At 39.4% G+C, this 12,091-nt stretch carries 12 protein-coding genes; all 12 read left to right on the forward strand.

Annotated elements, in window-relative coordinates:
• The first annotated feature begins 72 nt into the window (after positions 1–72).
• Complete coding sequence (locus tag V7137_RS02745; RefSeq protein ID WP_335696638.1) at positions 73–771, forward strand: response regulator transcription factor; 699 nt, start codon at positions 73–75, stop codon at positions 769–771.
• 4 nt (positions 772–775) lie between these two features.
• Complete coding sequence (locus tag V7137_RS02750) at positions 776–2,167, forward strand: sensor histidine kinase (RefSeq protein WP_335696639.1); 1,392 nt, start codon at positions 776–778, stop codon at positions 2,165–2,167.
• Positions 2,161–2,865: a polysaccharide deacetylase family protein gene (locus tag V7137_RS02755; protein ID WP_335696640.1), complete on the forward strand. Its 705-nt coding sequence runs from the start codon at positions 2,161–2,163 to the stop codon at positions 2,863–2,865. The genes V7137_RS02750 and V7137_RS02755 overlap by 7 nt, the downstream gene beginning before the upstream one ends.
• Before the next feature lie 8 nt (positions 2,866–2,873).
• On the forward strand, positions 2,874–3,482 hold the full coding sequence (locus V7137_RS02760) for a DedA family protein (protein WP_335696641.1): 609 nt from the start codon (positions 2,874–2,876) through the stop codon (positions 3,480–3,482).
• A gap of 188 nt (positions 3,483–3,670) precedes the next feature.
• On the forward strand, positions 3,671–4,846 hold the full coding sequence (locus V7137_RS02765) for an MGDG synthase family glycosyltransferase (RefSeq protein WP_335696642.1): 1,176 nt from the start codon (positions 3,671–3,673) through the stop codon (positions 4,844–4,846).
• A 35-nt stretch (positions 4,847–4,881) separates the two neighbouring features.
• Entirely contained in the window at positions 4,882–5,484 is a 603-nt protein-coding gene (locus tag V7137_RS02770; protein WP_335696643.1) for an undecaprenyl-diphosphatase, read from the forward strand.
• Positions 5,485–5,550: 66 nt separating this feature from the next.
• Entirely contained in the window at positions 5,551–7,239 is a 1,689-nt protein-coding gene (locus V7137_RS02775; RefSeq protein WP_335696644.1) for a DUF6044 family protein, read from the forward strand.
• 21 nt (positions 7,240–7,260) lie between these two features.
• A complete protein-coding gene (locus V7137_RS02780; RefSeq protein WP_335696645.1) occupies positions 7,261–8,265 on the forward strand; it encodes a glycosyltransferase family 2 protein in 1,005 nt (334 codons plus the stop codon).
• Positions 8,262–8,675 carry a GtrA family protein gene (locus V7137_RS02785; protein ID WP_335696646.1) on the forward strand — a complete coding sequence of 138 codons (414 nt, stop codon included), beginning with the start codon at positions 8,262–8,264 and terminating at the stop codon, positions 8,673–8,675. The genes V7137_RS02780 and V7137_RS02785 overlap by 4 nt, the downstream gene beginning before the upstream one ends.
• A 312-nt stretch (positions 8,676–8,987) precedes the next feature.
• On the forward strand, positions 8,988–9,827 hold the full coding sequence (locus V7137_RS02790) for a cytochrome c oxidase assembly protein (protein ID WP_335696647.1): 840 nt from the start codon (positions 8,988–8,990) through the stop codon (positions 9,825–9,827).
• 252 nt (positions 9,828–10,079) lie between these two features.
• Positions 10,080–11,426: a cytochrome ubiquinol oxidase subunit I gene (locus V7137_RS02795; protein ID WP_335696648.1), complete on the forward strand. Its 1,347-nt coding sequence runs from the start codon at positions 10,080–10,082 to the stop codon at positions 11,424–11,426.
• Positions 11,423–12,091 (forward strand): cytochrome d ubiquinol oxidase subunit II (locus tag V7137_RS02800; protein ID WP_335696649.1); only part of this gene is annotated, 669 nt, incomplete at its 3' end. The genes V7137_RS02795 and V7137_RS02800, both read left to right, overlap by 4 nt.

The following is a 12,091-nucleotide window of genomic DNA, read 5'->3' on the forward strand; positions in this document are numbered from 1 at the left end:
AAGCTAAGCTTCTTTCGTTCCAATCAACAGGCAAGTTTAACAGAGCTAATGAATTAAAAAGGAGGGGTGATAATGAAACAGCGGATTTTGGTTGTAGAGGATGAGAAACAAATCGCCAAGATATTAAAAATCGAACTTGAGTATGAGGATTACGAAGTAATTATTGCCTATGACGGGAAATCAGGTTTGCAGGCAGCCTTAAATGAAAAATTGGATTTAATCCTATTGGATGTTATGCTGCCTGAGATGAATGGCATTGAGGTTTTAAGAAGAATACGGAAAGAGAATCATCTCATCCCTGTTATTTTATTAACAGCCCGTAATATGACAATGGATAAGGTCGCAGGACTAGACCAGGGAGCGAATGATTATATCACAAAGCCGTTTGAAATGGAGGAATTATTGGCAAGAATTCGCTCTTGTCTTCGTCAAAGTTCGATTGTGGTCAAGGCTGCACAAGCTGAGGACTCCTTTTTAAAAATAAGTGATTTAACCGTTAATCTTGATATGAGAGAGGTCACTAGGGGGAAGGTTCCGATTACGTTAACTCCCAAGGAATTTGATTTACTTGTTTATTTGCTATCCAATAAAAATAAAATTGTCACGAGGGACAGCATTCTCCTTCATGTATGGGGCTATGAATATGAAGGGGAAACGAATGTCATCGATGTATTTATAAGACATTTACGAAAGAAAATAGAAGAAGGTTTTTCGGATCCGACGATTATTCAGACGGTAAGGGGAATTGGTTATACGATAAGGGAGAATTAAGCAAATGAAGATTACCACAAAAATAAATCTTATTACCACCGCTTGGATACTTTGTGTGTTACTTGCTGTGAATGCGGTTGTCTTTTTTTCATTTATGAAAATTACTGTCAATATGGAAGATGATGAACTATTTCAAAAGGCTGATTATTTGATCAATGAAATCGACAAGGAAGATTCCCGGGCTGTTATTAATGAAAAATTAACACCCTACTTAACAACCCATTCCTTTATAAGGATCGTTCAACCAGATTCAAAAATTGTTAATCAAGTGACGAATGATCCGCAATTGGCGGCTAAAATAAAATCGCAATTTGCTAATAAAGATGGGACGGAAAGACGTACCATTAGACTTAAACATCAAGAAGAACAAATTGCCATCGTCAGGGTACCGATTGAATCGAATGGACAGGTTGTAGGAACACTAGAGTTTGGGGAGAAATTGGAAGGATTGGAAACAGGAAAAGACTTATTACTGTCCATCCTTACCTTTTGTACTGTTTTAGGTGCAGTGTTATCGCTGCTTGGGGGCAGATGGCTGTCGAATCTGATTATGAGGCCAATTTCTAATATGATTAATACCATGGAAGATATTGAAAAAAGTGGTATTCCGAAGAAAATTATCATCCAACATGAAACAAAGGATGAACTGCAAAAACTGGCTGTTACGTTTAATCGGATGATTGGCAGATTAGAGGTCAACCTCGAAAAACAAAGACAATTTATTTCAGACGCTTCGCATGAATTAAAAACCCCGCTCACAGTAATCAAAAGTTATGCCGACCTTCTGCTAAGACGGGGACTAAAAAATGAAGAGGTTACCCATGATGCGATCGAATCGATCCATTCCGAAGCAACGAGAATTCAAAAAATGACAGAAAGGTTTCTTGATTTAGCTGAGACAGAATCAGGAAGCGGTTTAGAAACAAAATTAATCAGTTTAGTATCCTTGTGTGAGAATTTATTCAAACAGATTAAAAGTGCCTATAAGCGAGAAATAAATCTCCATTTTAATGAAACGGCCATTACAGTTATCGCGGATGAAGTCAAACTAAAACAAGCAATCATTATCTTAATCGATAACGCAATTAAATATAGTACAGATAAGATCGATGTGTATGTAGCGGATAAGGAACAATGGACCATCATTACCGTAAAAGATTACGGGATTGGCATACCTGAGTGTGAAATAGAAAACGTCTTTGAACGTTTTTACCGTGTGGACAAGGCCCGAAGCAGGGAGACAGGCGGGACAGGCCTAGGGTTGTCGATTGCCAAAAATATCATGAAGCAGCATCAAGGAGATATTATCGTAAAAAGTACGGAAGGAATCGGGACAGAGGTGGAGCTGTTCTTACCAAAACGGAAAGAGGGAAAGGAAATGTTTTTAGAGTGCTAAAAATTATAATAGTGAGTTTGATTCTTTTATTCATTTTGTTTCTAATGTATGCCATATTGCCGACCATACTCATACGTCGTAGTGGACGAGGAATCACAAAAAGGATAAATGCCCCTGCGATCGCATTAACGTTTGATGATGGCCCCAACCCTGAATACACACCACAATTGCTTGATCTTTTGAAAAAGTACGGTGTAAAGGCATCCTTTTTTGTGGTTGGGAGTAAAGTGGAAGCCTATCCTGACATTATTAAACGGATGAGTCAGGAGGGACATACCATTGGTATTCATCATTATAAACATATTTCCAGTTGGATTCTCTCACCCTTTCATTTAAAAAAGCAACTACAAATGACAGAACAGGCAATCACCCAATGCACGAATGAAAAAGTAACCTTTTATCGGCCACCTTGGGGTAGTTTTAATATGGCCAGCCTATTTTTGAGTAAGCGGTATAAAGTGATTATGTGGTCGGATATCTTCGGAGATTGGAAGGTAGCGAAAGGCAAAAACGGACTGCTTGATCAATTGCTTCAAACAACTGAAGCAGGATCCGTGTTGTTGCTTCATGATTGTGGAGAAACAATGGGTGCGGATAGGCTGGCGCCACGATATATGCTTCAGAGTTTAGAAAACTATTTACAAGAAAACGTTAATAAGGGAACAGAATTTATCACATTAAAAGAAGTTAACTTTTAGAGGCTGCTATGAATGTAGAAACAATTATTCATTATATTGATATTTATGGTTACCTAGTCATTTTTATATTTTTATTTTTTGGTATTGTGGGCATTCCTGCTCCTGAAGAATCGCTGCTCTTTTTAATAGGAGTGCTGAGTTTACATCATAAGATCTCATTGGGGCTAGCGATACTGTGTTCCATTCTTGGAGCGTTTATTGGAATGCAGACTGCCTATTCGGTCGGAAAATATCTTGGGTCCCCTTTTATAAAAAAATACGGCAAATATGTAGGAATTACCGATGACCTTTGGGAAAAAGTAAATCGTAAATATACGAAAAATGTACGTAAGACCATCCTGATTGGTTTTTATCTGCCAGGTATCCGGCAAATAAGCCCATACTTTGCTGGGATTAATAACATTCCATTTCGGAGTTTTTTCTTATTTTCGCTGCTAGGAACTCTACTATGGACAATCCCTTTTATTGTAGGAGGTTATTATGCCGGAAAGATATTCCATGTAAATCCAGACTATGTTCCATATGTAGGATTTATCTTTTTTATTCTTTTTTTGCTATTCGTTATTTTTAAATATATAAAGAGAAAAAAACAAAATCAGCTATATAGGACAAAATAAACCATAACCTGAAAAGATATCTTTTCGGGTTTTTTGCGATTTACAACCAAGCTAAAAAAAAGCTGAAGGTAAGATTAAAAATCCATTAAAAACCCAGTTTTTCATGAAATGAGTGATACATTGAAAGGGGAAGTTAGAAATCAGTATTTTTCAAGGAATGATCTCTAGTAGAACAGGAGATGGAATAAGTGAAGAAGATTTTGTTTTTACCACTCTTACAAATGCAGTCGGGACACCATCAAGTCGCTGAAGCATTAATGGATCTTTTAAAAAATCATACAGAAGACCTTCATGTAAAAAAAATAGACTTGTTAAGTTATACGAATAAATCGTTAGAAAAAGTGATTACACATGGCTATCTAAATTGGATTCGCTATGCACCAGAAACATATAATCTTGCCTATAAAAGTTTTTTTTACGTATCACCAACTAAAAAACAGTCATTCAAATGGTACCAACCGCTTTTTTTAAAAAAAATGGAGCAATTGTTAGCAGAGGAAAAACCGGATTTACTGGTTTGTACGCATGGATTTCCTTCCTATCTTCTCAGTAAGCTAAAAATGAAGGGGAAATGCGACATACCGATTATTAACGTATATACAGATTTCTTTATTAATAGTGTTTGGGGAAGAGAGGGTATCGATCTCCATCTTCTCCCTAGTCAAGAGATCAAAGAAAGACTGGGCAGAAAATATCAAATTCCGAACCAACAAATGATTGTCACTGGTATACCTGTCCATGAAGAAATTTCAAAAACCCCCAATCGGAAACAACACAATGATCGTCTCAAAATTTTACTTTCCGGAGGTAATAGTGGTTTAGGCGGGATGTTAAAGTTAGCTGAAGAGCTAAAAGGCTCCTCTAACTTAGACTTCTTTGTATTGTGTGGGAACAACAAGAAGCTTTATGATGAACTCCTTTCGTGGAATCTAGAGCATATCAAACCATTAACCTATCTTTCTTCCAGGGTAGAAATGAATATACTTTATGAAGAAGTTGATGCAATTGTCTCAAAACCTGGTGGTGTTACTATAAGTGAAGCAATTCGAAAAAGATTGCCAATCTTTGTTCATTCCGCACTTCCAGGACAGGAAGAAATAAATCTTCAATATTTAAATAGAAAAGAACTCATATTTGAGCTTGATCAGAAATCTTCATTGGAAAAACAGTTGCTTCGTGTATTAAAGGATCAGAAAAAAATGAATCGCTGGGAGCATGCGGTCGATTCTTATCAGCAGGGAATAGATGCGGAAAAGCCGGGAGAAATCGTTGATTTGATAGAAACACTTCTTTACCAAAAAACGAGTAGGAGACCGTCGGAATCCTATTATCAGTCTGAAAGTTTTCATATAGCAAGAACATAATACAAACAAAAAGGTTGATCCGGAGGTAAGTTAAGATGTCACACTTAGACTATGGTATCTTTCAAATAATCAATCACCTTGCCATAAGTGAGCGATTTTTAAACCCAATCATGATATTTTTAGCAGAAAAAGCAGAGTATTTATTTTTTGCTGGAATCATTTTTTATTGGTTTTATCCTAAGCCACACAATCGAAAAATGGTCATTGAGGCCATTCTGGCTGCTTGTGTTGCGCTAAGTATAAATGGAGAAATAGGCCACTTTTTTTACCGTGATCGTCCGTTTGTCAGCCATCATGTAAATTGGCTAATCCCTCACGTAAAAAATGCCTCGTTTCCAAGTGACCACGCGACTGCGGCATTCGTGATTGCGACAGTTATTTGGATGTGGAAAAAACGAGTCGGCTGGTTTTGGTTAGTTTTAGCTTCAGGAATTGCTCTGTCCCGAATTTGGACAGGAGTACATTATCCTTTGGATGTGGTAGCAGGAATGCTCATAGGGGTAAGTGTAGCTTATGCCATCCATTTCTTAACCCTTCGATTCGGGGCAATAAACAAAGCGATCATTTGGTTAATTGATTTCTATGAGAAAATGGAAAGTAATCTTTTGAAAAGGACCAATATGGTCAGAAAAAGATAGGCAACCGAATGAGGCGTTGTATATTTATTCGTAAAAAATTTTGTTTTTGTAGAGTGGTGTGGATGAATGAAACGATGGACATCTTTGAGTCCTGAAATAAGGAACCTGTGGGCAGCCTCATGTCTATTAATCTTATATGTATCTCCGTTGTTTATTTTAGGAGAAAATGCCCATATAAGGGTTCATGATAACCTTGATTCGAATATTGCTTGGTATAAAGTACTGAAGAATAGTGGTCAATTATTTGGATCTATTCATGCAGTGATCCCACAGGTCATAAACGGTCTGCCAAGAAATGCTTTTGGGACAGAATTTAGCGGGATAGAGTGGCTGCATAACATACTCCCTTCCATGCTTGCCTATGCGCTTAGTCAACTAATAACAAGAATCTTTGCATTTGTCGGAATGTATCTTTTGCTTAAGAAGCACTTTGTTACTGCGGCAGAGGCATATCCGATACGAGTATGGGTATCACTTGCTTTTGCATTGACCCCTTTTTGGCCTTCCGGAATGCTTAGTACACTTGGAATGCCGCTTGCACTATGGGCGTTTATGAATATAAGAGAGGGAAAGCATACCTGGAAAGAATGGGCTACGCTTATTTTGCTGCCCCTCTATTCTAGCTTTGTTTTAGGATTTTTCTTCTTCTTATTTGCGATGGGAATCCTATGGCTGAGGGACTTTCTTATTAAACGGAAACCGAATTGGATTTTCTTTAGCAGTATTTTGCTAATGACGATCATTTATCTACTGATTGAGTACCGCCTTGTCTTTTCCTTAGTATTTCCTGAGGCGCCAACCAGTAGAAATGAGTTTGTCAGTTCTACTCTTGGTTTCTGGCACACGATCCGTCTCGTGTTCAAAAACTATTTTCTCGGACATACGCATGTGTTGACCCTTCATACCGTGGTGATTGTGCCGCTTTCTTTCATTGCAGTCGCATTGATTGGGAAGAAGGAAGGGCGAGACACTTTTGAAAAAAGGTACCTGTACCTGTTCATTTTTAATATTATTCTCTCAATCTGGTATGCCTTTTGGTTTTATAAAGGTTGGCAGCCGCTTAAAGAACAATTTTCTATCCTTAATACATTCAATTTTGCTCGCTTTCATTTTCTGCGGCCTCTCGTTATCTACTTAATGTTTGCGGTGGGTGGATTTCTTCTTTGGAGGAAAGGAGAAGGATGGAAGTTATTCGTAAAAATATGTCTAATAATTCAACTCATTGTACTGTTTGCAGCAAACGATGAAATCGTCTATCGAGTAGCAGGGAAACCAACGGTTAAACAATTTTATGCAACCACTCAATTCAAAGAAATTGAACAATACATTGGAAAACCGCAAAGCAGCTATCGAGTGGCTAGTATCGGGATCCACCCGGCAATAGCTCAGTATAACGGGTTTTACACCTTAGATACCTATAATAACTTCTATCCATTAACGTATAAACATGAGTTTCGGAAAATCATTGCAAAAGAATTGGATAAGAGCCCAACCTTGGAGAATTACTTTGATCATTGGGGCGGGAGATGCTACATTTTTGTTGCAGAATTAGGGAAAAAATATGAATATAAAAAAGATTCTAAGACTAAGATTCACGATTTACAGCTGAATATGACCGTATTCAAACAAATGGGAGGTCAATTTATCCTCTCGGCAGTGCCAATCATGAATGAGGAAAAAAACGGCCTTGTACTCAAAAAGACTTTCGACCAAAAAGACTCGGCTTGGAAGATATATCTCTATCAAGTGAAATAATTGCTGCAGGAGGAATTCGATATGAATAAGCCTGTACTAACAATAGTTGTACCGTGCTTTAATGAAGAAGAAGTATTGAAAGAAACGATCTTTCAATTATCAACAGTGTTAAAGGAGTTAATGGAGGAGTCTCTTGTCTCACAGGATAGTAAACTACTATTTGTAGATGATGGCAGCAAGGATCAAACATGGGAAATTATCGAGACTGAAAGTGAGAATAATCTCGTTGTAAAAGGGTTGAAGCTGGCAGGAAATGTTGGACATCAGAACGCACTCATAGCTGGCCTTGAAACAGCCAATAAACAATCAGATTGTATCGTGTCCATTGATGCTGATTTACAGGATGATATAAGTGTGATTCGAATGTTTGTCGAGAAGTACTGGGAAGGGATTGATATCGTTTATGGTGTGAGGGGTAGCCGGGATACGGATACCTACTTTAAACGGACCACTGCTTTGGCATTTTACCGTTTCATGGAGAAAATAGGAATTAAACTCGTTCCAAACCATGCTGATTTTCGGCTTATGAGTAAGCGGGCATTGGACGAAATGTTAAAATATAAGGAAAGAAATTTATTTTTACGGGGGCTTGTTCCTCTTGTCGGATTCGCTGCCACAAAAGTCTACTATGACCGGAAAGAACGGCTTGCGGGTGAATCAAAATATCCTTTGAAAAAAATGCTTGCCTTTGCTTTTGATGGGATAACTTCTTTTAGTGTTGCACCAATAAGGTTTGTTACATTTTTAGGTTTTCTTGCAGTGATATTAAGTGCATTTGCCGGCGGATATGCCTTAATCCAAGAGGCTTTAGGACATACGGAAACGGGCTGGACTTCGTTAATCATCTCCATCTGGTTTGTAGGCGGACTGCAATTAATGGGCATTGGGATCATCGGCGAGTATATTGGTAAAATATATTTTGAAGTTAAGCAGCGTCCTAGGTATGCGATTGAAACTGATCTCTTTACTGTAAAGGTCATAGAAAAGCTGCAGAAGGAACCTGTTTTAAGCAGGGGAAGAGTATGAAATTTACATTAGTCCGCTTTATTATGGTAGGGTTGGTTAATACTATGGTTGGATTATCAGTGATGTATCTCCTGTTGCATGGTCTTGGCCTCTCCTATTGGATGTCTACCTTTCTTGGGAATTCTGTTGGCGCATGTGTAAGCTTCTTTTTGAATCGTCGTTTTACCTTTAGAAGTGATGTTTCAGTCTTAAATGGATTACTCCGGTTTGTTTTGGTCATTCTGATCTGCTATTTCATCTCCTATACGATGGGGGAGAATTTAGTTCAATGGCTCCTCGTCAATAATGATACGATCACATCGAGGGTAAAAACCGACCTGGCTGTTTTAATAAGTACCTTTTTATATACAATGCTAAATTATTTATCTCAAAAACTGATAGTTTTTCACAAAAGAGGGACTATACTTTAAAATAGAAGGCTGTGTTAATGGGTACTGTTGATTTAAAGCAAGTTGATTGGAGCGGAAGGCGCGAAGGCTCCTGCGGGAGTATGGGGCTGGTGAGACACCACAGGCGCATAGCGCCGAGGAGGCTCCGCGAACCGCACGCGCCTGGAGCGGAAAACCAACATTCAAGTAAAACACAGTCAGATAGCAAATAAATAAGTTCAGAATAAGAGAGAGGAAGAGCCGATATGGTTCTTCTTTTTTGTCATAATTCAGCAAATCAAACATAAAATCTAAAGTTATTTGCTGCTTAAAAGAGTGTAGGGAGGGGAATTCATGTTCTATGCTATGTGGCTTGAAGGTCAATGGTTGTGGAATATGCCATTACTAGCCTGCCTAATCTGTCTTGCTGCCATTTATGTCTATGTGGTAGTAATCTATACCAACATCAAGCTTTATCAAAAACAACCCCTGCTATATTTCCTCAGTTTAGTTATCATGTACGTAACCTTTGGCAGCCCGTTTGAAACCATCAGTCATCTGTCGTTTAGCTTGCACATGCTTCAAATGAGTATTTTATATTTTATTATCTCACCACTTTTTGTATTAGGCATTCCATATCCGTTAATCGAAACCATTCGAAAGCATTCCCTTTCGAAGCAAGTCAATAAGTTCGTCTTACCTTCGAAAGTTGCTTTATTTGCGTTCGGGGCCTTGTTCTTAATATACCATTTCCCAATAGTGTTAACTTTCCTTTCTCAAACCGCCTTTGTCCATAATGGGTACTTATTTGTGCTGTTGGTCCTTTCATTTAGGATGTGGCAGCCGATAACCGTCCCTGACCCGAAGAACGATCATTCACAAGAGCAAAAGAAACGGTATTTATTTCTAAGCGGGCTCGTCATTATGCCAGCCTGTCTGCTATTTATTGTTACTGCTTTGATAGGTGGAATGAATAATCCTCTTCTTTCACAACTCACCGCAAATCTTTGTATCTCACCTTCACAACTAAGTCAATTAAGTTCCCTCGATCTTCTACCTTCTCCCTTTAATACAAGACTTGACCAAATGTTTGCGGGCATCCTTATGTTAGGCATGCATAAATTTGGATTGATTCTGACTGTTCGTCTTGAAAAAAACCTGAAAAGCGGGGCTATGGAGGGCGTTGTGGACTGACCAACATAGCCCTCATTTTATTGTGACCAGGCGGAGGATACATTCATCAGTTGTTCACTATATTCTGTAATAAATTTGGGAATGTTATATAAGAGATATATATGATATGGATTTAGCTAAGTAGTCAGGGGGGATTTTTATTTACAAAAAACAAGAACGGAAGCTCATTTGGCTTGCCTTTATTGTGGCATCCATTATGGGGCTGTCGATCATTGGACGGCTGTTTTCAGGATAAGAAGGGTGGTAAGTGAAATGGGTAATGAAGAAGCCGTATTTTATAGCCGTGTGTTGACCGAATTGACCTTGTCCTTTCATATCATTTACGCAACCATTGGCGTCGGAATTCCGCTAATGATTATGATTGCTCAATGGGTTGGAATCAAAAAACAGGACGAACATTATATTTTATTAGCGCGGAGATGGACGAGGGGATTTGTGATTACGGTAGCGGTTGGTGTTGTAACTGGGACCGCTATCGGGTTGCAGCTCTCCCTCCTATGGCCGAACTTTATGCAGTTAGCAGGTAATGTGATAGCTCTGCCATTATTTTTGGAGACATTTGCATTTTTCTTTGAAGCGATATTTTTAGGGATATACATATATACTTGGGACCGGTTTGAAAATCAGAAAAAGCATTTACTCCTGCTGATTCCAGTTGCTTTAGGGGCCTCATTTTCAGCCGTCTTTATAACAATCGTTAATGCATTTATGAATGCGCCGCAGGGCTTTGATGTGGTCAATGGCCAGCTCGTAGATGTGAGTCCCATTTTAGCGATGTTTAATCCCGCGATGCCTACAAAAGTTGCTCATGTGGTTGTCACGGCCTATATGACTTCCGCTTTTGTCCTCGCTGCCATTGGTGCCTTTCGGCTCTTGAAAGGATCAAATCATACATACCATAAAAAGGCCTTGTTCTTAACCATGAAACTTGGATTCGTCTTTTCAGTAGCCACTGCTCTTTTAGGAGACTTCTCTGGAAAGTATTTAGCCGAATACCAGCCTGAAAAATTAGCTGCGGCGGAGTGGCATTTTGAAACAGGGAAAGGTGTTCCGCTCATCCTTTATGGTGTTCTTGATGATGGGGAAGTGAAATATGCCCTGAAAATTCCTTTTGCCCTCAGCATTTTAGCTCATGAGGTTCCAAATGCCGAAGTGATTGGACTGGATCAATTTCCGAAAGATGAAGTGCCGCCGCTTTATATACACTATCTATTTGATACGATGGTCACCATCGGGATGTGGATGACTGTTCTTTCGTTGGTGTATATAGTAGGTACTTGGCGTAAATGGCGTTTTGTTTTGTCCAAATGGTTTCGGTGGCTGGTTGTCCTAGGCGGTCCTCTTTCAATCCTGGCGATTGAGGCAGGTTGGTGGCTGGACGAGGTCGGCCGTCAGCCGTGGATCTTACGAGGGATTTTACGGACCAAAAAGGCAGCAACGACCAGTGATCAAGTGGATCTGATGTTGATGTTATTTGCGGGGCTTTATTTGGTCCTCGGGATCGGAAGCGTGGTTGTCCTGTGGAGGATGTTCCGGAAGAATCCGGTCGAACAGGAACTGGCCGACCGGGCTACTGAGAAAGCAGGTGATATATTATGACACTTGAAATCATCGGTATTTCTGCATTAGGGCTGTTTCTCTTTGGATACATTATCATTGCTTCCATTGATTTCGGAGCAGGATTTTTTAACGCTTTTAGTTCTGTAACAGGCAAACAGCATATTTTGACTAAGATTATTCAACGCTATTTATCGCCCGTGTGGGAAGTCACGAATGTGTTCTTGGTGTTTTTCTTCGTCGGAATGGTAGGTTTTTTCCCTAAAACAGCCTATTACTTCGGGACCACACTCCTTGTGCCAGCAAGTATCGCAATTATTCTGCTGGCGATTCGAGGGGCATATTATGCGTTTACAACGTACGGAGGACTCCGGCACAAGCGTTACACGATTTTATACGGGTTAACGGGATTATTTATTCCCGCATCACTGTCGAGCGTCTTGTCGATTTCGGAGGGCGGTTTCGTGAAAATCGAAAATGCAGTCCCTGCTCTTGATTATTGGGCATTGTTTACCAGCCCGTTATCCTGGAGTATAGTGGTCCTTAGTCTGACAGCGGTGTTATATATCTCAGCAGTATTTTTGACTTGGTATGCCCACCATGCAAAGGATGAGGCAGCAACAAACCTATTGCGTAAATATGCGCTCATCTGGGCCGGACCGGCGATTATCACGGCTGCGGGGATTATTATTGAAATGAGGACGCAC

It is taken from the genome of Neobacillus drentensis, assembly GCF_036962765.1.
Taxonomy (GTDB): Bacteria; Bacillota; Bacilli; order Bacillales; family Cytobacillaceae; genus Neobacillus; species Neobacillus drentensis_C.

Coding starts and splice junctions, on each gene's coding strand:
- V7137_RS02745 (WP_335696638.1), top strand. CDS start 73: ATGAAACAGCGGATTTTGGTTGTAGAGGATGAGAAACAAATCGCCAAG.
- V7137_RS02750 (WP_335696639.1), top strand. CDS start 776: ATGAAGATTACCACAAAAATAAATCTTATTACCACCGCTTGGATACTT.
- V7137_RS02760 (WP_335696641.1), top strand. CDS start 2,874: ATGAATGTAGAAACAATTATTCATTATATTGATATTTATGGTTACCTA.
- V7137_RS02770 (WP_335696643.1), top strand. CDS start 4,882: ATGTCACACTTAGACTATGGTATCTTTCAAATAATCAATCACCTTGCC.
- V7137_RS02775 (WP_335696644.1), top strand. CDS start 5,551: ATGAAACGATGGACATCTTTGAGTCCTGAAATAAGGAACCTGTGGGCA.
- V7137_RS02780 (WP_335696645.1), top strand. CDS start 7,261: ATGAATAAGCCTGTACTAACAATAGTTGTACCGTGCTTTAATGAAGAA.
- V7137_RS02785 (WP_335696646.1), top strand. CDS start 8,262: ATGAAATTTACATTAGTCCGCTTTATTATGGTAGGGTTGGTTAATACT.
- V7137_RS02790 (WP_335696647.1), top strand. CDS start 8,988: ATGTTCTATGCTATGTGGCTTGAAGGTCAATGGTTGTGGAATATGCCA.
- V7137_RS02795 (WP_335696648.1), top strand. CDS start 10,080: ATGGGTAATGAAGAAGCCGTATTTTATAGCCGTGTGTTGACCGAATTG.